Source organism: Pseudomonas sp. NFX1 (assembly GCF_051123555.1).
Taxonomy (GTDB): Bacteria; Pseudomonadota; Gammaproteobacteria; order Pseudomonadales; family Pseudomonadaceae; genus Aquipseudomonas; species Aquipseudomonas capeferrum.
The window spans coordinates 2,557,680-2,577,078 of the sequence record NZ_CP169366.1 but is presented as its reverse complement, the minus strand read 5'-3'; the positions used below and the strand labels follow the sequence as shown (position 1 = coordinate 2,577,078).

Annotated in this window: 19 protein-coding genes; 9 read left to right on the top strand and 10 right to left on the bottom strand. The window is 63.3% G+C overall.

Features of this window, described 5'->3' with window-relative positions; translation table 11 throughout:
* Positions 1-179 precede the first annotated feature (179 nt).
* The 3 genes from DJ563_RS11485 (at position 180) to feaR (ending at position 3,300) form a co-directional block, all read left to right on the top strand.
* Entirely contained in the window at positions 180-1,676 is a 1,497-nt protein-coding gene (locus DJ563_RS11485; RefSeq protein ID WP_434519552.1) for an APC family permease, read from the top strand.
* On the top strand, positions 1,657-2,241 hold the full coding sequence (locus DJ563_RS11480) for a DUF3156 family protein (protein WP_434519551.1): 585 nt from the start codon (positions 1,657-1,659) through the stop codon (positions 2,239-2,241). The genes DJ563_RS11485 and DJ563_RS11480 overlap by 20 nt, the downstream gene beginning before the upstream one ends.
* A 114-nt stretch (positions 2,242-2,355) precedes the next feature.
* Complete coding sequence (gene feaR / locus DJ563_RS11475) at positions 2,356-3,300, top strand: transcriptional regulator FeaR (RefSeq protein WP_434519550.1); 945 nt, start codon at positions 2,356-2,358, stop codon at positions 3,298-3,300.
* 80 nt (positions 3,301-3,380) lie between these two features.
* Here the strand turns inward: feaR and DJ563_RS11470 are convergent, their stop codons facing one another.
* Positions 3,381-4,679 carry an NAD(P)/FAD-dependent oxidoreductase gene (locus DJ563_RS11470; RefSeq protein ID WP_047581948.1) on the bottom strand — a complete coding sequence of 433 codons (1,299 nt, stop codon included), beginning with the start codon at positions 4,677-4,679 and terminating at the stop codon, positions 3,381-3,383.
* Between the two features lie 231 nt (positions 4,680-4,910).
* Here DJ563_RS11470 and hpaR (DJ563_RS11465) point away from each other — a divergent pair, with 231 nt between their 5' ends.
* The 3 genes from hpaR (DJ563_RS11465) (at position 4,911) to DJ563_RS11455 (ending at position 7,724) form a co-directional block, all read left to right on the top strand.
* Complete coding sequence (gene hpaR / locus DJ563_RS11465; protein ID WP_186659845.1) at positions 4,911-5,333, top strand: homoprotocatechuate degradation operon regulator HpaR; 423 nt, start codon at positions 4,911-4,913, stop codon at positions 5,331-5,333.
* 202 nt (positions 5,334-5,535) lie between these two features.
* Positions 5,536-6,705: a p-hydroxyphenylacetate 3-hydroxylase oxygenase component gene (locus tag DJ563_RS11460; protein ID WP_274100106.1), complete on the top strand. Its 1,170-nt coding sequence runs from the start codon at positions 5,536-5,538 to the stop codon at positions 6,703-6,705.
* Between the two features lie 74 nt (positions 6,706-6,779).
* Positions 6,780-7,724, top strand: a complete 945-nt coding sequence (locus DJ563_RS11455) for a p-hydroxyphenylacetate 3-hydroxylase reductase component (RefSeq protein WP_434519549.1) — start codon at positions 6,780-6,782, stop codon at positions 7,722-7,724.
* Positions 7,725-7,855: 131 nt separating this feature from the next.
* On the opposite strand, the gene hpaI is transcribed toward DJ563_RS11455, so the two are convergent.
* The 8 genes from hpaI to DJ563_RS11415 form a co-directional block, all read right to left on the bottom strand.
* Entirely contained in the window at positions 7,856-8,659 is an 804-nt protein-coding gene (hpaI, locus tag DJ563_RS11450; protein ID WP_434519548.1) for a 4-hydroxy-2-oxoheptanedioate aldolase, read from the bottom strand.
* A gap of 10 nt (positions 8,660-8,669) precedes the next feature.
* On the bottom strand, positions 8,670-9,473 hold the full coding sequence (gene hpaH / locus DJ563_RS11445) for a 2-oxo-hept-4-ene-1,7-dioate hydratase (RefSeq protein ID WP_274099150.1): 804 nt from the start codon (positions 9,471-9,473) through the stop codon (positions 8,670-8,672).
* Between the two features lie 17 nt (positions 9,474-9,490).
* The gene (locus DJ563_RS11440) at positions 9,491-10,798 is read right to left on the bottom strand and encodes an MFS transporter (RefSeq protein ID WP_274099151.1); all 1,308 of its coding nucleotides are present in this window, start codon (positions 10,796-10,798) and stop codon (positions 9,491-9,493) included.
* A 49-nt stretch (positions 10,799-10,847) separates the two neighbouring features.
* Entirely contained in the window at positions 10,848-11,258 is a 411-nt protein-coding gene (locus DJ563_RS11435) for a 5-carboxymethyl-2-hydroxymuconate isomerase (RefSeq protein WP_274099152.1), read from the bottom strand.
* 59 nt (positions 11,259-11,317) lie between these two features.
* Entirely contained in the window at positions 11,318-12,241 is a 924-nt protein-coding gene (hpaD, locus tag DJ563_RS11430; RefSeq protein WP_033696920.1) for a 3,4-dihydroxyphenylacetate 2,3-dioxygenase, read from the bottom strand.
* 69 nt (positions 12,242-12,310) lie between these two features.
* Complete coding sequence (hpaE, locus tag DJ563_RS11425; RefSeq protein WP_434519547.1) at positions 12,311-13,771, bottom strand: 5-carboxymethyl-2-hydroxymuconate semialdehyde dehydrogenase; 1,461 nt, start codon at positions 13,769-13,771, stop codon at positions 12,311-12,313.
* Positions 13,768-14,541: a fumarylacetoacetate hydrolase family protein gene (locus DJ563_RS11420; RefSeq protein WP_033696925.1), complete on the bottom strand. Its 774-nt coding sequence runs from the start codon at positions 14,539-14,541 to the stop codon at positions 13,768-13,770. Before DJ563_RS11420 ends, hpaE begins: the two co-directional genes overlap by 4 nt.
* Before the next feature lie 11 nt (positions 14,542-14,552).
* Positions 14,553-15,212, bottom strand: a complete 660-nt coding sequence (locus DJ563_RS11415; RefSeq protein ID WP_274099154.1) for a fumarylacetoacetate hydrolase family protein — start codon at positions 15,210-15,212, stop codon at positions 14,553-14,555.
* 172 nt (positions 15,213-15,384) lie between these two features.
* Between DJ563_RS11415 and hpaA the strand changes: the two genes are divergently transcribed.
* Positions 15,385-16,290, top strand: coding sequence for a 4-hydroxyphenylacetate catabolism regulatory protein HpaA (gene hpaA, locus DJ563_RS11410; RefSeq protein ID WP_186659824.1), 906 nt, complete (start codon positions 15,385-15,387; stop codon positions 16,288-16,290).
* Between the two features lie 175 nt (positions 16,291-16,465).
* Positions 16,466-16,888 (top strand): homoprotocatechuate degradation operon regulator HpaR, encoded by a 423-nt coding sequence (gene hpaR, locus DJ563_RS11405; RefSeq protein WP_033696931.1) that lies wholly within the window; start codon positions 16,466-16,468, stop codon positions 16,886-16,888.
* 57 nt (positions 16,889-16,945) lie between these two features.
* On the opposite strand, the gene DJ563_RS11400 is transcribed toward hpaR (DJ563_RS11405), so the two are convergent.
* Positions 16,946-18,034, bottom strand: coding sequence for an asparaginase (locus DJ563_RS11400; RefSeq protein ID WP_434519546.1), 1,089 nt, complete (start codon positions 18,032-18,034; stop codon positions 16,946-16,948).
* 403 nt (positions 18,035-18,437) lie between these two features.
* Between DJ563_RS11400 and DJ563_RS11395 the strand changes: the two genes are divergently transcribed.
* Positions 18,438-19,394: a sugar ABC transporter substrate-binding protein gene (locus DJ563_RS11395; protein ID WP_274099156.1), complete on the top strand. Its 957-nt coding sequence runs from the start codon at positions 18,438-18,440 to the stop codon at positions 19,392-19,394.
* Positions 19,395-19,399 lie beyond the last annotated feature (5 nt).

Here is a 19,399-nt window from a genome sequence, read left to right as displayed (position 1 = left end):
CATGACGCTGCCTGCCAGGCGTGATGGCATTGGCAGGCAGCAACAAGGGCGACGGCAGCCATGGGCAAGACGCCCTGCCAGCTGCGGCGCACAGTGGCGGCGCAGGGAGGCAAACAACAGCCGTGCGTGCAGGTTCGCTTGCCGCGTTCAACGCCACAAAAACAAGCTGGGGCATAACGATGTCACTCAACAATAAGCTCACCGAGCATCTCAACCGGGGCACTGTCGGGTTCCCCACGGCGCTGGCCAGCACCGTCGGGCTGATCATGGCCAGCCCGGTGATCCTCACCGCAACCATGGGCTTTGGCATTGGCGGCAGTGCTTTCGCCATGGCCATGGTCATCGCGGCATTGATGATGCTGGCGCAGTCGACCACCTTCGCCGAGGCGGCGGCGATACTGCCGACCACAGGGTCGGTGTACGACTACATCAACTGCGGCATGGGCCGGTTCTTCGCCATCACCGGCACCTTGTCGGCCTACCTGATCGTGCACGTGTTCGCCGGTACCGCCGAGACCATTCTGTCTGGTGTCATGGCCCTGGTGAACTTCGAGCACCTCAATACCCTGGCCGAATCCGCAGGTGGCTCGTGGCTGCTCGGCGTGTTCTTCGTGTTGGCGTTCGCGGTGCTCAATGCCTTTGGCGTCAGTGCCTTCAGCCGCGCCGAGGTGATCCTGACCTTCGGCATGTGGACCACGCTGATGGTGTTTGGCGTGCTCGGCCTGATCGCTGCGCCGGCGGTTGAGCTGGAAGGGCCGTTCGGCGCTTCGCTGGTCGGCACCGACCTGATGACCATCCTCTCGCTGATCGGTATGGCCATGTTCATGTTCGTCGGGTGTGAGTTCGTCACCCCGCTGGCGCCGGAGCTGCGCCGTTCGGCCTGGGTGTTGCCGCGGGCCATGGCGTTGGGCTTGTTTGGCGTGGCCAGCTGCATGTTCATCTACGGCGCGGCGATGAAGCGCCAGGTGGAAAACGTCGTGCTCGATGCCGCCAGCGGTGTGCACCTGCTCGACACGCCCATGGCCATCCCGCGTTTCGCCGAGCAGGTGATGGGCGATATCGGCCCGGTGTGGCTGGGTATCGGCTTTCTGTTTGCCGGCGCTGCCACCATCAACACCTTGATGGCCGGGGTGCCGCGCATCCTCTACGGCATGGCGGTGGATGGTGCACTGCCCAAGGCTTTCAGCTACCTGCATCCGCGCTTCAAGACGCCTTTGCTGTGCATTCTGGTGGTTGCCTTGATTCCGTGCCTGCACGCCTGGTACCTGGGGGGCAACCCGGACAACATCCTGCACCTGGTACTGGCGGCGGTGTGTGCCTGGAGCACCGCTTACCTGCTGGTGACGTTGTCGGTGGTGATCCTGCGCATCCGCCGCCCGGACCTGCCACGTGCCTACCGCTCGCCGTTGTTCCCGCTGCCGCAGATCCTCTCCAGCAGCGGCATCGTCATCGGCATGGCATTCATCACCCCACCGGGCATGAACCCGGCCGATATCTACGTGCCGTTCGCCATCATGCTGGCCGGCACCGCGACCTATGCGCTGTTCTGGACGCTGTGCGTACAGAAGGTCAACCCGTTCAAGCCGGCGCGGGTCGAGGATGTGCTGGCGCAAGAATTCGCGGCAGAGCCGGGCCATGCAGTGGAGCATATGCAGCATGATCAGACATTTGCGTGAGCGCCTGCTGGCGCCGCGTGCCCCAGCCGGTTACCGGCCAGGGGCCACGCTGGGGCTGTTGTCGCGTAACCTGGGGCAGGTACAGATGCGCCTGCTGGAACCCGCCTGCGCGGTGCTCGACAACCCCGCCCAAGGCTGGCGTGCCGAGGTGCGCGAGTGCGTCGAGGCGCACTTGCTGATGCACGTGGTGACCTGCGAATTCCAGCTGTGCCTGCCTGCCCTGCAAGGGGGCGAGGTGAAGCTTGAATTGCGTCACGCGGGTGCAATCCGCCGTACGGGCCTGGCCTGCGTGTACCGCGGCGGTGACAAGGCGCGCTTCATCCAGGCACGTGACCTGCTGCTGAGCAATGCACAACTGACCGCCGCGCTCATGCCGCTGGATTTCAAGCGCCTGGCCCTGGAATGCCGCGATGGCCACTGGTGGCTGACGCTGGAGCACATGGGCGGCAGCGAAGTGGTCAACCGCATGCCGGCGTTCCGGCGCTACATCCAGATCAGCCCGCCGCAACGGGCGCACCTGGTGGCTTGCCTCGCCCTGTTCGGGGAGTCGCTACCCCGCCTCTGACCTTTTTCTGGCACGTGCCTTGCTCCTGTTTCAGACGAGAGATCACAGTTGTGCGGCCATTGATAACATGTTAACAATGGCCGCATAACAACAAATTCTGCGTCGAGGGCATCCATGCACACTCAACAACCCAATCGTCAGGGGCTGGAAAGCTGGACCACGGCCATGCAGCAGATCTGCGGCCGTTTCGAGACAGCGCTGGCCTCCAACCATTCCTTGTTCATCGGCGAAGTCTCCACGTTTTCCCGTGCGGGCCTGCCGCTGGCCAACCTGCGCACTAACGCCGGCAACATCCGCCGGCTGGGCGAAAACCCGACCCTTGACGATGACCAGCATTGCTTCCTGGTCAGCCAGCGCATGGGGCATTCGACGGTGGCGCAAGGCGGCATGAGCGTCAGCCTGGCGCCGGGTGAATTGTTGCTGATGGATTCGGTCGGGCGTTGCGAAATCACCCCCAACGGCTTGATCGAACATGTGTCGCTGGCCCTTTCCCGCGAGCAGGTGCGCAAGCATGTACAAGGCGCGGGGGCAATGTTTGGCAAGATCTCCTCGACCAATGCCTGTGGGCGCATGCTGCATGTGCTGATGGACCAACTGTGCAAGGACGACCATGTCAGCGGTGATGGTGCACAAGGCGATGCGCTGCAGACTGCATTCATTGCGCTGCTCGACCCGGGCTTCGAGCGTAATGGCGACGGCGCTTGCAACCTGGGGCCGCTCAGTGGTGGCAACCTGCGCAGCTACGTGCAGCAGGTGATTGATGAGTCCCTGTCGCAGCCGGGGCTGACACCGGCCAACCTGGCGGGCCGGCTGAATATTTCGGTTCGCCACCTGTACCGGTTGTTCGAGGAGGAGGGCGACAGCGTCTGCCGCTACATCCAGCGAGCGCGCTTGAAGCGCAGCGCGGACGACCTGGCCAACCCATTCTTCAAGCGCGAGTCGATTACCTCGATTGCCTACAAGTGGGGCTTTACCGACTCGGCGCATTTCAGCCGCTCGTTCAAGAAGCAGTTCGAGCAATCGCCCAAGGACTTCCGCGCACAGGCCATGGTCATGTAGGCCTCAGCTCACCGCCCATTGTACGCCCTGCCGGGTGGCGGTGAGGGTCATGACGGTGCTTCAGTAATGAAAGCAAAGGTTCAGCGGCGGCCGTTGAAATAGCCCGAAAGCTGGTGCACGGCTTTGCCGGCGGTAAGCAGTAGCGGGCGGAAATGGTCCTTGCCGAAGATCCGCGCATGCTTCACCGAGCTGACCAGCTCATAGCGTGCCGACCCTTCGTGCATGCCTTCAGCGAGGAGTTTGCAAATGATGTGGCTGGGGGTGACGCCGAAACCCGAATAGCCCTGGACATAGAACGCGTTGGGGCGATTGCTCAGCGTACCGATCTGGGGGAACAAGTTGGCGCTGGTGGCCATCGGGCCGCCCCAGGCCAGGTCGATGCGCACGTCCTTGAGGTACGGGAAAATCTTCAGCATCAGGGCGCGGTTCCACGCCTTGAGGTCCAGTGGGATGTGCTCGATGCAGGAGGTGGCGGCGCCGAAAAGCAGGCGGTTCTCGCGGGTGACGCGGTAGTAGTCGATCACCGGGCGGATATCGCTGTAGGCGCCACGGATCGGGCTGATGCGCGCGATCAGTTGATCCGGCAGCGGCTCGGTCATCATCTGGAAGGCATAGGTGTTGACGGTGCGCGCGTGCAGCTCCGGCTCCAGCTTGTTGAGAAAGCTGTCGCACGCCCACAGCAGTTTGCTTGCACGTACCGAGCCGCGGCCGGTGCGCACCTTGATACGCTCGCCGTAGGTCACTTCGAGCGCCGGGCTGTGCTCGAAAATGCGCGCACCGTGGCCGACCAGGGCCTGGGCCTCGCCAAGCAGCAGGTTGAGCGAATGCACGTGGCCACCGCCCATGTGCAGCAGGGCACTGCTGTAGGCGTCGCTGCCGATGATCTGGCGCACGTCCGAGCCTTCCAGGTAGCGGATTTCGTCTTGCGAATTGATGGCCTTGAACTGCTTTTCCCACGCGCGCAGGGTGTTCGCCTGGCGGCGATTGAAGCCCATGTAGCCGTAACCATGGCAGAAGTCGGCGTCGATGGCGTAGCGGGCGATGCGCGCCTTGATGATGCCGGCGCCCAGTTCGCTGAGCGCGAAGATTTCCTGCAGGCCCTGGTCGCCGACACTGCTTCTGATCTTCTCCAGGTCATGGCCGATGCCCGCCATGATCTGCCCGCCGTTGCGCCCGGTGCCGCCGAAACCCAGGTAGCGGGCTTCGAGCACGACGATGTTGGTCACACCTTTTTCGGCCAGTTCCAGCGCCGTGTTGATGCCGGAAAACCCACCACCGATGACCACCACATCCGCCTCGATGTCATGTTCCAAAGTGGGGTAGTTCAGATTGTACTTTTTGGTCGCGCCGTAATAGGTCGGGCTTTCGAGGGTGATCATGACGCAGCCTGCCGAATGGGAGTTGTGATAGGGCTGTTTCGCAAGCGCACTGGCACATGCGGCCATTGAACGCCTGGCTATCGCCGGGGGTCTTGTCCTTGCCTGCCCCCCGAGTGTAACCAGCCTGCCAGCGCGGTGTACGGGCCCGTCATCGGCAGATTGGTTAATGTATTAATGAGCCCGCGATGGCATACTGGCCTGCTCGCCACTTTCCATGATGCTCGGGCACGCATGACCACACCAAGACCCTCTTTGACCCTGACCCTGCTACAGGCGCGTGAAGCCACGATGGCGTTCTTTCGACCGGCATTGAATGCCCATGACCTGACCGAACAGCAATGGCGGGTCATTCGCATTCTGCGCCAGCAAGGCGAGCTGGAAAGCCATCAGCTTGCCGAGCTTGCCTGCATCCTCAAGCCCAGCATGAGCGGCGTGCTCAAGCGGCTCGAACGCGACGGGGTGGTTGCCCGGCGAAAGTCGCCGGAAGACCAGCGGCGTGTGTTCATCACGCTGACCGACAAGGGGCAGCAGGCGTTTCTGGCCATGAGCGAAGAAATGGCCCGCAACTACGACAGGATCCTCAGCCAGTTCGGCGAGGCAAAACTCGAGCAACTGATGCAACTGCTCAACGAGATGAAAAAGATCAGACCGTGATACGCCAACGGCCTCGATTCACGGGCTGACGGCGCCATGGAAAGTACAATTTTCCCGCCGTAACGTGCATTCCGAGGTTTGGCCTTACCTCACATACTGAACGTGTCATTGCAGACTTCCCGGCTGTTCCTTCGCACCCAAACGCCCGCAACGACGGGCTTGGCGCAGCCGCTGTCGACTATCCAATAACAAGAGACCGTTCATGAAAAAGCCAAACTCCCTGCTGGAAGACCTCACGTCGATCTTGCCGACGATTGCCGCCAATGCTGTGCGCGCGGAGCAAGATCGCAGTGTCCCGGCAGAGAATATCGCGCTGCTCAAAAGCATCGGCATGCACCGCGCCTTCTTGCCAAAGCATTACGGCGGCATGGAGATTTCGCTGCCGCAGTTTGCCCAGTGCATCGCCACGCTGGCAGGCGCCTGCGCCAGCACCGCCTGGGCCATGAGCCTGCTGTGCACCCACAGCCACCAGATGGCGATGTTCTCGCCCAAGCTGCAGCAGGAGGTGTGGCAAGCCAACCCGGATGCAACGGCCAGCAGCAGCATCGCGCCCTTTGGCCGTACCGAAGAGGTCGAAGGCGGCGTGACCTTCAGCGGTGAAATGGGCTGGAGTTCGGGTTGCGACCATGCCGAGTGGGCGATCATGGGGTTCCGCCGGCAGAATGCAGAGGGCACCCAGGACTACTGCTTCGCCATTCTGCCGCGCAGCGATTATGAGATCCGTGATGATTGGTATGCCGTCGGCATGCGTGGCAGCGGCAGCAAGACCTTGATCGTGCGTGACGCCTTCGTGCCGGAACACCGCATCCAGAAGGCCAAGGACATGATGGAGGGCAAGTCGGCAGGCTTTGGCCTGTACCCGGACAGCAAGATCTTCTTCGCCCCGTACCGCCCCTATTTTGCCAGTGGTTTCTCCACCGTCAGCCTCGGTGTCGCCGAGCGCATGCTGGCGGTGTTCCGCGAGAAAACCCGCAACCGCGTGCGCGCCTACACCGGTGCTGCGGTGGGCGCGGCAACGCCGGCACTCATGCGCCTGGCCGAGTCCACGCATCAAGTCGCCGCCGCACGGGCCCTGCTGGAAAAAAGCTGGGAAGAGATCGCCGAACACAGCGAGCGCCACCAATACCCGACCCGCACCACCCTGGCGTTCTGGCGCACCAACCAGGGCTATGCCGTGAAGATGTGCATCCAGGCGGTAGACCGGCTGATGGAAGCTGCCGGTGGCGGCGCCTGGTTCGAAAGCAACGAGATGCAGCGCCTGTTCCGCGATGCGCACCTGACCGGTGCCCATGCCTACACCGATTACGACGTGTGCGCGCAAATCCTCGGCCGCGAGCTGATGGGCCTGGAGCCTGACCCGGCGATGGTCTGAGCCGCCGGCTGGCCGATCCCCCTTACAAATACAACAACGAACAGGGCAGGTCTTGGTCTGCCCGGGAGTCTTGCATGTCCAATGAAACCGCAACTGCCACTGGCTTCGATAGCCGTGCCTTCCGCCGCGCGCTGGGCAACTTCGCCACCGGCGTGACCGTTGTCACCGCCGCAGCCCCCGACGGGCGCACGGTCGGCGTCACCGCCAACAGCTTCAACTCGGTATCGCTGGAGCCGGCGTTGATCTTGTGGAGCATCGACAAACGCTCCACCAGCCACGAGGTGTTCGTGCAAGCGTCGCACTTTGCCGTGAACATTCTGGCGGCGGACCAGATCGAGCTTTCCAACAACTTCGCACGGCCCAGGGACGACCGTTTTGCCGGTGTCGAATGCGAGCAAGGGGCGGGCGGCGCACCGCTGCTGGCCGACTGCTCGGCGCGTTTTCAGTGTGAGAAGTTTCAGCAACTGGACGGTGGTGACCACTGGATACTGATCGGCAAGGTGGTGGCGTTCGATGACTTCGGCCGCTCACCGTTGCTGTACCACCAAGGGGCCTACTCGATGGTGCTGCCCCATACCCGCATGACCCAGCGTGCCGAGGGCCAGGCGCCGAGCAGCCACTTCCAGGGCCGCCTGCAGCACAACCTGTACTACCTGATGACCCAGGCGTTGCGGGCTTACCAGAGTGACTATCAGCCACGCCAACTGAGCACCGGCCTGCGTACCAGCGAAGCGCGGATGCTGATGGTGCTGGAGAACGATGCCGGGCTAGGCCTGAACGACCTGCAGCGTGAAGTGGCTATGCCGGCCCGGGAAATCGAGGAAGCGGTCGCCAACCTCAAACGCAAGGGGTTGATTGCTGATGAGGAGGGCCGTGTGCGGCTTTCGGTCAAAGGTGTGGACGAGACCGAGATGCTCTGGACCATTGCCAGGGAGCAACAGGACAAGGTGTTTGGGCAGTTCAGCGATGAGCAGATGGACACCTTCAAGACGGTGTTGAGGGCGATCATCCAGGGGTAGGGCATTGCAAACTGGGGCCGCGTTGCGGCCCCGTTCGCGACGCAAGGCCGCTCCTACCGTCAGAGCCATGCGCTGTGCCTGTAGGAGCGGCCTTGCGTCGCGAAAGGGGCGCAAAGCGCCCCCAAAGGTTGTCAGTAAACGCCGCCCCCATCACCGACCGCAGCCGCCCCCCCCTTGAACGCCCCCGCCAACGCCGTGAGCCCACGCATCAGTACCGTGGTATCCACCCCCACCGCCACAAACGCCGCGCCCAACGCAATATAGCGCCGTGCCAGCGTCTGATCCGCGCTGAGAATCCCCGCCGCCTTGCCCGCCTGGCCGATACGCACGATCGCGCCCTCGATGGCCGCTTGCACTTCAGGATGCCCAGGGTTACCCCGATGGCCCATGGCGGCGCTCAGGTCGGCCGGGCCGATGAATACGCCATCGACACCCTCGACCGCCACGATCTCATCCAGGTTGGCCAGCCCTTCCTTGTTCTCGATCTGCACCAGCAAACACATTTGCGCATCAGCCTGGTCGAGGTAGCCGGGGATGCTGTTCCAGCGTGATGCCCGCGCCAGCGCGCTGCCCACGCCGCGTATGCCCTTGGGCGGGTAATGCATGGCCTGCACCAGCTGGCGCGCCTGCGCGGCGCTTTCCACCATTGGCACCAGCAAAGTCTGTGCGCCGATATCCAGCACTTGCTTGATCAGCGCGGTATCGCCAATCACCGGGCGGATCACCGCCTGGCTGGCGTAAGGCGCCACCGCCTGCAACTGGGCGAGCATGCCGCGCAGGTCGTTGGGTGCGTGCTCACCGTCGATCAACAGCCAGTCGAAACCGGCGTTGGCGGCAAGCTCCGCGCAGTATGCATCGGCCAGGCCGAGCCACAGGCCGATCTGCGCCTCGCCACTGCGCAGGCGTTGTTTGAAACGGTTGACGGGCATGTCCATGGGCAAGTCCTCAGACGAAACGGCAGGCAATCGAGCCGAGCAGGTCGTAGTCGACGTGGAAGGTGTCGCCCGGCCGTGCGGCCACCGGGCGCGTGAAGGAGCCACCCAGGATGATCTGCCCCGGTTGCAGCGTGACGTCATACGCGGCCAGCTTGTTGGCCAGCCAGGCGACGCCCTTGGCCGGGTGATTGAGCACCGCAGCGCTGACCCCGGACTCCTCGATCACGCCGTTGCGGTACAGCACGGCCGGCACCTTGCGCAGGTCGATCTCGGTGGGGCGCACGGCGCGCCCGCCCATTACCACGCCCGCATTGGCGGCGTTGTCGGAAATGGTGTCGAACACCTTGCGTGTGGCCTGGGTCTGCGGGTCGACCTGCTGGATACGGGCGTCGATGATCTCAAGCGCAGGGATCACCCACTCGGTGGCGTCCAGTACATCGAACACCGTGACATTCGGGCCCTTGAGCGGCTTGCCGAGAATGAAGGCCAGCTCCACTTCGACGCGCGGCACGATGAACCGCTCGAAGGGGATGTCGGTGCCTTCATCGAACAGCATGTCGTCCAGCAGGGCGCCGTAGTCAGGCTCGGTGATGTTCGACGACACCTGCATGGCGCGTGAGGTCAGGCCGATCTTGTGGCCGACCAGCTTGCGCCCGGCCGCGATCTTCTTGGCGACCCAGGCGCGCTGGATGGCGTAGGCATCTTCGATAGTGATAGCGGGTTGGTCGAGCGAGAACTGGCGCACCTGTTCGCGCGTGCGCTCGGCCTGGTCGAGGCGCTCGGCCGCCTGTTGGATAAAAGCGTTATCAAGCATGGTCAGAGTCTCTGCGTTCAAGGGTTGACGATGGCGGCGCGGGTGCGCAGCACCAGCAGGCCGCCGAGGGTGATGAAAGTGGCGAGCACATACAGCGCAAGGCTGGCGCTTTGCGTGGTGTCGCGGACCCAGCCGATGAAGTACGGTGTAGCGAACGAGGCGATGCTGCCCAGCGAGCTGATCAGGGCAATACCAGCCGCCTGGGTGCGGTCATTGAGAAACGCCGGTGGCAGTTGCCAGAACATCGGCAGGGCGGCGCTCGCACCCATGCCTGCCAGTACCAGGCCGGCCAATACCGGCAGCGGCTGAGAGGGCGCAAGGGCGGCGATCGCGATACCGGCAGCGGCCATCAACAGCGGGATGGACAAGTGCCAGCGGCGCTCGCGGTGGCGGTCGGACGAGCGCCCGCAGGCCAGCATGAATACGCAGCCGGCCAGGTACGGCACGGCGCTGAGCAGGCCGACACTGGCGTCGCTGGCGATGCCGGCGGTGTGGATCAGGCTGGGCATCCAGAATGCCAGGGTGTTCACCGCCAGCATCACCGCGCTGTACACCGCCACTAGCAACCACAGCGCAGGGCTGGCGAGGATGCCGGCGAACGAGGTAACCGGCTTGCGCTGTTCTTCCTGGCCGAACTGGGCGCGCAGGGCGGCTTTTTGCTGCGCGTCGAGCCAGCTCACCTGCTCGAAGCGTTCCGGCAGGGTGGCCAGCACCACCAGGCCAAGCAGGATGACCGGTGCGCCTTCGAGCAGGAACATCCACTGCCAGCCACGCAGGCCCGCAGCGTCATGCATGAACGCCAGAATACCGCCAGACAGCGGCCCGCCGACCACCCCCGCCAGCGGCACGGCGATGGCGAACAGCGCGGTGATCTGCGCCCGGCGGCCGGCCGGGTACCAACGGTTGAGGTACACTAGAATGCCTGGGAAGAACCCGGCTTCGGCCGCGCCCAGGGCGAAGCGCAGCAGGTAGAACGCGCTGCTGCTCTCGATCAGCAGCATGCAGGTCGACAGCGCGCCCCACACCACCATCAGGCTGGCGATCCAGCGCCGTGGGCCGAAGCGTTCGAGCATCAGGTTGCTGGGCACGGCGAACAGCGCGTAGGCAATGAAAAACAGCCCGGCGCCCAGCCCGTAGACCGTGTCGGACAGGTGCAGGTCCTGGCTCATCTGCATCTTGGCGAAGCCGATGTTGATGCGGTCCAGGTGGGCGAACAGGTAACACACCAGCAGCAGCGGCATCAGCCGCCAGGTGATGGCCCGGTGTGTACTGTCGATGAGTGTGGCTTGCGCCGTGCTGCGCGAGGCGTGCTCCAGTGTGCTCATATTCTTGTACTTGTAGTGGAGGAGACGTTGAGAGGGGCTGGCGGTGGCTTCAGGCCGGCCTGTTGAACAGCGGGTGCAGGGTGCTGTGCTTGGCGTCGTAGACCTGCGCGGTGCTCTCGTCGATCTGCACGGTGATGCCGATCGGGCGTTGCTGCAGCAGCCTGTCCAGGCGTTGTTTGAGCACTTGCAGCAGGCTGTCGCCCACCGTTTTGTGAACCTCGGCAGCGCGGCCGCTGCCCATCCGCAGGTTGGCGTACAGGAAGCCATAGTCGCCGTTGCCATCGGCCACCGCGCAGTGGGCGGCGGGGTAGGCCAGCACGCGCGTACCGCCGGTGGGGAATACCGCCTTGCCGGCGGCATCGCGCTGTTCAAGCATGGTGTCGGCCAGGGCGCGGCACAGGGCCGGGATGTCGGCGTCGGCTTCCAGGTCGGGGGTGTAGAGCAGAACCAGGTGTGGCATGAAGGGCATCCTCAGGGCAGAAATGCCTGGCCGCCGGGCAGGGCGGCCAGGCAGCGGGGTCACAGGCGGCTGGTGGAAAGCACAGCGGCCGGGTTGGCGGCCTGTGCGGCGGGAATGGCCGAACCATCCTGAGGCGTGACAGGGAAGATCGCGTTGATCTGGCCGGTGCCCGACGAGCCGAAGTAGGGCGTTACCACGTCCGCCTTGCCGTCGTACTTCGACCAGCCCAATGCACCGAGCAGCATCGCGGTGTCATGCATGAACCCTTCGCCGTGGCCCTTGGCAGCGTATTCGGGGAGCATGCCGCAGAAGTCCTCCCATTCGGCGTTTTCCCACATCTTCACCACGCGGTGGTCCAGGGTTTCCAGGAATGGGCTCCACACCTTGGTGGCGAAGTCCGGCGCCTGGCCGTTCTGCGCGAAGCGGTGGGACAGCGAACCGCTGGCCAGGAAGGCCACGGTGCCGTCGTAGTGGTCTTCCACGGCCTTGCGCATGGCCCAGCCGAGGCGGGCACTGTCGGCCAGGTAGTGGGAGGTGCACAGCGCCGAGACCGAGACCACCTTGAAGTGCTGGTCCTGGTTCATGTAGCGCATCGGTACCAGGGTGCCGTACTCCGGGCCCAGGGTGGTGGCGTGGTGGGCCATGGTCTCGACGTTGAAGCGGTTGCACGCTTCGGCCAGGATCAGCCCCAGGTCCTTGTTGCCCGGGAACTCGTACGCCATGTTGCTGATGAAGTGCGGCAGTTCGTTGGAGGTGTAGACCCCCTTGAAGTGCTCACCACAGAGGATGTGGTAGTTGGCATTGACCAGCCAGTGGGTGTCGAACACCACAATCGTGTCGACCCCCAGCTCACGGCAGCGTCGGCTGATCTCGTAGTGCCCGTCGATGGCGGCTTGCCGAAAGCCCTGACGCGGGCCAGGCAGCTCGGACAGGTACATGCTGGGCACGTGAGTGATTTTGGCTGCGAGCGCCACTTTACCCATGATCAGACTCCTTATTCTTGTAAGTCCCGCAGCGCCGGGGCGGGTTTGCTCGGCGCTGCAGGAGGATGATCACACGCCCCAGCGCGGGATGTGGTGGCTGCCCATGGAAATGCACACGTTCTTGATCTCGGCGAACACTTCGAAGCTGTATTGCCCGCCTTCGCGACCGGTGCCGGAGCCTTTCACGCCACCGAACGGTTGGCGCAGGTCACGTACGTTCTGGCTGTTGATGAACACCATGCCGGCTTCGATGCCGCGCGCCAGGCGGTGGGCCTTGCCGATGTCCTGGGTCCAGATGTAGGAGGCCAGGCCGTACTCGGTGTCGTTGGCCAGCTGCAGCGCTTGGGCCTCGTCCTTGAACGGGATCAGGCACACCACCGGGCCGAAGATTTCTTCCTGGGCTATGCGCATGCTGTTGTTCACGTCGGCGAACACGGTCGGCTGGATGAACTGCCCCTTGGCCAGGTGCGCTGGCAGGTTGGCCGGGCGTTCCAGGCCGCCTGCGACCAGGCGTGCACCTTCCTCGATACCGATGCGGATGTAGCCGGTGACCTTGTCGTAGTGCTGCTGGGTGATCATCGAGCCGACTTGGGTTTTCGGGTCGGTCGGGTCACCGACGATCAGGCGCTTGGCGCGGGCAGCGAACTCGGCCACGAACTGCGGGTACACGCTTTCCTGGATGAAGATGCGGCTGCCGGCGGTGCAGCGTTCGCCGTTCAGCGAGAAGATGGTGAACAGGGCCGCGTCCAGGGCGCGCTCTAGGTCGGCATCCTCGAAGATCAGCACCGGCGACTTGCCGCCCAGCTCCATCGAGTACTTCTTCAGGCCTGCGGTCTGCATGATCTTCTTGCCGGTGGCGGTGCCGCCGGTGAACGAAATCGCCCGCACGTCCGGGTGACGCACCAGCGCATCGCCGGCAGTGGCGCCATAGCCCTGGATCACGTTGAGCACGCCGTTGGGGATGCCGGCTTCAACGGCCAGGCGGCCGAGTTCGTTGGCGGTCAGCGGCGACAGTTCGCTCATCTTCAGCACCGCGGTATTGCCCAGCGCCAGGCACGGCGCGGTCTTCCAGGTGGCGGTCATGAACGGCACGTTCCACGGCGACACCAGGGCGCAGACACCCACCGGCTGGTACAGGGTGTAGTTGAGCATCTGGTCGTCGACCGGGTAGCTGTGGCCGTCCATGCGCGTGCACACTTCGGCGAAGAAGTCGAAGTTGTGCGAGGCACGCGGGATCAGCACGTTCTTGGTCTGGTGGATCGGCAGGCCGGTATCGAGGGTTTCCAGCTCGGCCAGTTTCGGCACGTTCTGCTCGATCAGCTCACCCAGCCTGCGCATCAGGCGGGCGCGTTCCTTGGCTGGGGTGTTGGCCCATTTGGGGAAGGCTTCCTTGGCCGCAGCAACCGCCTGGGCCACTTCCTCGGCACCGCCGCTGGCGACTTCGCAGATGGCATCGCCGGTGGCCGGGTTGTAGTTGACGAAGGTGTCTTTGCTCTCGACCTCACGGCCGTTGATCCAGTGCTTGATCATGCTGCTGATGCCTTGTTGTTCTTGAAGAAGTCAGCTTCGCTGACGATACGGTTGACCAGGCGGCCGACGCCTTCTACCTCCACCACCACTTCATCGCCCGGCACCACGTCGGCCAGGCCCTCTGGGGTGCCGGTGGCGATCATGTCGCCAGGTTGCAGGGTCATGAAGCTGGAGAAGTATTCGATCAGGTAGGGGATGTCGAAGATCATGTCCGAGGTGCTGCCTTCCTGCTTCAGCTCGCCGTTGATCCAGGTGCGCAGTTTCAGGTTGCTTACATCCGGCACGTCGGCGGCGTCGACGATCCACGGGCCGACCGGGGTGGTGGCGTCGCGGTTCTTCACCCGCAGGTTGGGGCGGTAGTAGTTCTCCAGGTAGTCGCGGATGGCGTAGTCGTTGCAAACGGTGTAGCCGGCAACGTAGCCCAGGGCGTCCTCGCGCTTGACGTTCTTCGCCGCTTTACCGATGACCGCGACCAACTCGCACTCGTAGTGCATGTAGGCGACGTTGTCCGGGCGCCAGGTGACCTGCTTGTGGCCGGTGTAGGTGCCGGGCGACTTGATGAACGCCAATGGCTCGGTGGGCGGCGAGAAGGCAAGCTCGGCAGCGTGGTCGGCGTAGTTCAGGCCAAGGGCGAACATGCTGCCGGTGGCCGGCGGCAACCAGGTCACCTGGTCTTCATGCACCAGGCGGCCGTCGGCCAGGCGCAGGTGCTCGTCTTCGACGGTGACGGTGTGGGCTTGGCCGTCGAACTGGATACGGGCGTGTTTCACAGGGTGAGTCCTCATTCGGCGACGATGTGGTTGGTGAGCTTGCCCAGGCCGTCGATCTCGACCTCGACGCGATCGCCTGGCTGCACATCGACGCGGCCTTCGGGGGTGCCGGTGATCAGGATGTCGCCTGCATGCAGGGTCATGAATTCGCTGAGCTCGGCGATCAACTGGGCCACTGTGCGCACGCAGTTGGCGGTGGTGTTGTGCTGGCGCAGTTCACCGTTGACCCACAGGCGCAGGCCGAGGGCGTCCGGGTTGGCGACCTGGGCCGCAGGCACCAGCTCGGGGCCGACCGGGCAGAAGCCATCGCGGCACTTGGCCTTGACCGCAGGGCGGTAGTAGCTGGTTTCAGGCAGGCTGATTTCGTTGACGATGGTATAGCCCGCCACATAGCCCAGCGCGTCTTCGGCGCTGACCCGGCTGGCGTCCTTGCCAATTACCACGCCCAGCGCAGGGCCCGGTTGCAGGCGTTCGACACCGGCCGGGTACAGCACATTGCCCTCATGGTGATTGCGGGTGTTGGGCGTCTTGATGAACAGCACCGGCTTGACGGGCGGTTGTTTGTAGGGCGCTTCGTGAAACGCCGCTTCGTGCTGCTGCAGCAGACCCTGGTAGTTCAGCGCAACGCCGAACAGGGTGCCGGTCGCAACGTCATGCAGGGCATGGCTCATGCTTTTCTCCAGGCGGTGCAGGGCGGTGGTCGCTCTGCCGAGATTGTTAACGTGTTAATGTTATAGTTAATATGTTAACGAAGGTCAACACATCCGTCAGTGGTATCTGCTGGGCAGCCGGGGCACCATGGGTGAACGTCAACACGGTCAAGCGATTTGCGGGTAAGCAGGCATGAGCGATCGGCATCCGATTCCGAACATCAACATCGGCCAGGTCTACGACCAGCGCTACAGTGACAGCGAGGTGCATTACGACCGGCTGGGCAACCTTGCCGGGTTCTTCGGGCGCAACATGCCCGTGCACCGTCACGACCGGTTTTTCCAGGTGCATTACGTGAAGTCCGGCACGGTGCGGGTGTACCTGGACGATCAGCAGTACATCGAGTCGGGGCCGATGTTTTTCCTGACGCCGCCGACGGTGGCGCACGCCTTCGTCACTGAGGCAGACAGCGACGGCCATGTGCTGACGGTGCGTCAGCAGCTGGTCTGGCAATTGATCGAAGCGGACGCCAGCCTGCTGCCGGCGGGGGTGCAGGTGCAGCCTGCCTGCGTTGCCCTGGGCAACGTGCCGGCCGCGTACACGGCCGAAGCGCGCCGGCTGGAGCGCTGGCTGGATGCGCTCAGCGATGAGTTTGCCAGCCCCCACCCGGGGCGGGAGGCGGCGCTGCAGTCGCTGACCCGGCTGATCATGGTCAGCTTGCTGCGGCTGTGCCCCAACTCGCTGGAGTCGACGCCGGCCCGGCATGAAGACCTGAAAATCTTCCACCGCTTCAATGCGCTGATCGAGGCGCACTACCTTGAGCATTGGCCGCTGGCGCAATACGCACAACAGATCGGCGTGACCGAAGCACGCCTTAACGATGTGTGCCGACGCATTGCCGACTTGCCGTCCAAACGCCTGGTGCTTGAGCGGCTGATGCAGGAGGCCAAGCGCCTGCTGTTGTTTTCCGGCAGCACGGCAAACGAAATCTGCTACCAGCTGGGCTTCAAGGACCCGGCCTATTTCAGCCGGTTCTTCAACCGTTACGCCAAGCTCACGCCCGGCGAATACCGCCAGCGGCAAGCCCAGTTGCAGTGATATGGCCACGTCGGTACGCCCGGATCGGGTTGTGAGTGTTTGATCCGGATGGTCGCAGCTTGCCCCTTGGCCTTGAATGGGTTTTCCATGGAACAGATTGCACTTTCCAGGTGCCTTGTCCCTTTTCGTCTATGCCCCTAATCTTGCCCGCTGTACTCCTATTACAGGCGCCAACATGACCAAGACTCAACCCTCGCTGACGCTGAGCCTGCTGCAGGCCAGGGAGGCTGCGATGGCATTTTTCAGGCCGTTGCTCAACGAACATGACCTGACCGAACAACAGTGGCGAGTCATCCGTATCCTCAGCCAGCAGGGCGAGCTGGAAAGCTACCAGCTTGCGCACCTGGCTTGCATTCTCAAGCCGAGCATGACCGGTGTATTGAGCCGGCTTGAACGCGACGGCCTGGTGCGCCGGCAAAAGGCCGCCCAGGACCAGCGGCGCATGTTCGTGAGCCTGACCGAGCGTGGCGAGGCCTGCTTCGAGTCGATGCGCGAGGGTATGGAGGCCAACTACCGCAAGATCCAGCAGCAGTTCGGCGAAGACAAGCTGGAGCAACTGATGGGCTTGCTGAATGAGCTCAAGCGCGTTGCGCCGTAGGCTTGGCTGAAGGGAAGGGCCGGCGCAGGCAGCGCACCGGCCTTGCTGCTACAGCACTCAGTATTCCCAGAAGATACGCTGCAGCTCTTTGCTGTCCTGGGTCTTGGTCATTGCCACCATGGCCAGGATGCGGGCTTTTTGCGGGTTGAGGTCGTGGGCCACGACCCAGTCGTTCTTGTCGTCAGGCTGCTCGGCGTTACGCAGCACGAAACCGCCTTGGTTGACGTGGGACGAACGGATGATCTGCACGCCGTTCTTGCGCAGCTCTTGCAGCGCCGGCACTACCCGCGACGACACCGAGCCATTGCCGGTGCCGGCATGGATGATCGCCTTGGCGCCGTTCTGCGCCAGCGCCTTGTAGGCGGTGTCGGTCACGTTGCCGTAGCCGTAGGCGATGTCGACGGCAGGCAGGCTGCTGATCTGCTTGATGTCGAATTCCGAATTGACCGTGTGGCGCTTGGCCGGCAGGCGGAACCAGTAGGATTTGCCTTCCACCACCATGCCCATCGGGCCCCAGGCGCTCTTGAACGCTTCGGTCTTGATGTTGACCGACTTGCTGACATCGCGGCCGGACTGGATTTCATCGTTCATGGTCACCAGTACGCCTTTGCCGCGCGACTGCTTGTCGCTGGCCACGGCCACGGCGTTGTACAGGTTGAGCATGCCGTCTGCCGACATGGCGGTACCGGGGCGCATCGAGCCGACCACCACGATGGGCTTGTCGGTCTTCTCTACCAGGTTGAGGAAGTAGGCGGTCTCTTCCAGGGTGTCGGTGCCGTGGGTGATGACGATGCCGTCGACGTCGTTGCTCTCGGCCAGTTCGGCGACGCGTTTGCCCAGTTTCAGCAGGTCTTCGTTGGTGATGCTCTCGGAGGCGATCTGCATCACCTGTTCGCCGCGCACATTGGCCAGGTCTGCCAGCTCCGGCACGCCGGCGATCAGCTTGTCGACGCCAAGCTTGGCGGCCTGGTAGGTGGCGCTGTTGGCCGCGCTGGCGCCCGCGCCGGCAATGGTGCCGCCGGTGGCGAGGATGACCACGTTGGCCAGTTTCTGTTGGGTTTCGGCTTCCTTGGCCGAAGCCGTGGCCGGCAGGATCAGCAGCAGAGCGAGTGCGCTGGGGGCAAAGGTTTTAAGTGCAGCATTCATAGTTATTGTTCTCTCTTCCTAATGAGGCGATTGCTGAAGTGCAACTAACGCCAGGCATGTTTCGTACCAGCCCAGATGTGGCTCGTGGTAGGAGCGGCCTTGCGTCGCGAAAGGACCGCAAGGCGGCCCCCGGATTTATGCGTCGCTGCAGATATCCCGGGGCCGCTATGCGGCCCTTTCGCGACGCAAGGCCGCTCCTACAAACATCAGGTTTAATTCGGGATCCCGAACAAGCATAGGAAAACCTGTTCGGTTTTTCGGATAAATTCCGGATACTCTGCCCCAGGCGTGACTCAGGCCCAGCCAGCCAAACGGATTTGACAAAACCAGGTCCTGTTTCCATAGTGAGTCAACGCAAACGTTTGCGATCCGATAAAAAACACAAGATTCGGAGTCATCGTCCATGAAACTGCCGTTCCCCGGTCGTCTGCTGGCCCTCGCTGTCGTCTCCACCCTTTCCCTGGCCCTGCCGCTGTCTGCGGCCCATGCCGAAGAAAAGCCCAAAGTCGCCCTGGTGATGAAGTCCCTGGCCAACGAATTCTTCCGCACCATGGAAGACGGCGCCAAGGATTATCAAAAAGCCCACGCCAATGATTTCGAGCTGGTCGCCAACGGCATCAAGAACGAAACCGACACCGGCGAGCAGATCCGCATCGTCGAGAACATGGTCAACTCGGGGGTCAAGGCGCTGGTGATTGCGCCAGCGGACTCCAAGGCCCTGGTTTCTGCGGTTAAAAAAGCCATGGACAAAGGCGTGGTGGTGATCAACATCGACAACCGCCTCGACCCTGAGTTGCTCAAGAGCAAAGGCATCAGCGTGCCCTTCGTCGGCCCCGACAACCGCAAGGGCGCACGCATGGTCGGTGACTACCTGGCCCAGCAAAAGCTCAAGGCCGGTGACCAAGTTGGCATCATCGAAGGCGTGTCGACCACCACCAACGCCCAGCAGCGCACGGCAGGCTTCAAAGATGCCATGGACGCTGCGCAGATGAAGATCGTCGCGGTGCAATCCGGCAACTGGGAAATCGACAAAGGCAACGCCGTCGCCGCCGCCATGCTCAACGAATACCCCGAGCTCAAGGCTCTGCTGGCCGGCAACGACAGCATGGCCCTGGGCGCAGTGTCGGCGGTGCGTGCGGCAGGCAAGGCCGGCAAGGTACAAGTGGTCGGTTACGACAACATCAATGCCATCAAGCCAATGCTCAAGGACGGCCGCGTGCTCGCCACCCTCGACCAGGCCGCCAGCCAGCAGGCGGTGTTCGGTATCCAGGCGGCGCTGAAGATGATCAACGGCGAGAAGCCGGGTGTGGATGCCGACAACGTCATCCAGACCCCGGTCGAACTCATCACCCAGCCCTGATACCC

What these genes read in the sequence shown, in the direction of transcription:
- DJ563_RS11485 (WP_434519552.1), top strand. Translation starts at nt 180, where the DNA reads ATGTCACTCAACAATAAGCTCACCGAGCATCTCAACCGGGGCACTGTC.
- DJ563_RS11480 (WP_434519551.1), top strand. Translation starts at nt 1,657, where the DNA reads ATGATCAGACATTTGCGTGAGCGCCTGCTGGCGCCGCGTGCCCCAGCC.
- feaR (WP_434519550.1), top strand. Translation starts at nt 2,356, where the DNA reads ATGCACACTCAACAACCCAATCGTCAGGGGCTGGAAAGCTGGACCACG.
- DJ563_RS11470 (WP_047581948.1), bottom strand. Translation starts at nt 4,679, where the DNA reads ATGATCACCCTCGAAAGCCCGACCTATTACGGCGCGACCAAAAAGTAC.
- hpaR (WP_186659845.1), top strand. Translation starts at nt 4,911, where the DNA reads ATGACCACACCAAGACCCTCTTTGACCCTGACCCTGCTACAGGCGCGT.
- DJ563_RS11460 (WP_274100106.1), top strand. Translation starts at nt 5,536, where the DNA reads ATGAAAAAGCCAAACTCCCTGCTGGAAGACCTCACGTCGATCTTGCCG.
- DJ563_RS11455 (WP_434519549.1), top strand. Translation starts at nt 6,780, where the DNA reads ATGTCCAATGAAACCGCAACTGCCACTGGCTTCGATAGCCGTGCCTTC.
- hpaI (WP_434519548.1), bottom strand. Translation starts at nt 8,659, where the DNA reads ATGGACATGCCCGTCAACCGTTTCAAACAACGCCTGCGCAGTGGCGAG.
- hpaH (WP_274099150.1), bottom strand. Translation starts at nt 9,473, where the DNA reads ATGCTTGATAACGCTTTTATCCAACAGGCGGCCGAGCGCCTCGACCAG.
- DJ563_RS11440 (WP_274099151.1), bottom strand. Translation starts at nt 10,798, where the DNA reads ATGAGCACACTGGAGCACGCCTCGCGCAGCACGGCGCAAGCCACACTC.
- DJ563_RS11435 (WP_274099152.1), bottom strand. Translation starts at nt 11,258, where the DNA reads ATGCCACACCTGGTTCTGCTCTACACCCCCGACCTGGAAGCCGACGCC.
- hpaD (WP_033696920.1), bottom strand. Translation starts at nt 12,241, where the DNA reads ATGGGTAAAGTGGCGCTCGCAGCCAAAATCACTCACGTGCCCAGCATG.
- hpaE (WP_434519547.1), bottom strand. Translation starts at nt 13,771, where the DNA reads ATGATCAAGCACTGGATCAACGGCCGTGAGGTCGAGAGCAAAGACACC.
- DJ563_RS11415 (WP_274099154.1), bottom strand. Translation starts at nt 15,212, where the DNA reads ATGAGCCATGCCCTGCATGACGTTGCGACCGGCACCCTGTTCGGCGTT.
- hpaA (WP_186659824.1), top strand. Translation starts at nt 15,385, where the DNA reads ATGAGCGATCGGCATCCGATTCCGAACATCAACATCGGCCAGGTCTAC.
- hpaR (WP_033696931.1), top strand. Translation starts at nt 16,466, where the DNA reads ATGACCAAGACTCAACCCTCGCTGACGCTGAGCCTGCTGCAGGCCAGG.
- DJ563_RS11400 (WP_434519546.1), bottom strand. Translation starts at nt 18,034, where the DNA reads ATGAATGCTGCACTTAAAACCTTTGCCCCCAGCGCACTCGCTCTGCTG.
- DJ563_RS11395 (WP_274099156.1), top strand. Translation starts at nt 18,438, where the DNA reads ATGAAACTGCCGTTCCCCGGTCGTCTGCTGGCCCTCGCTGTCGTCTCC.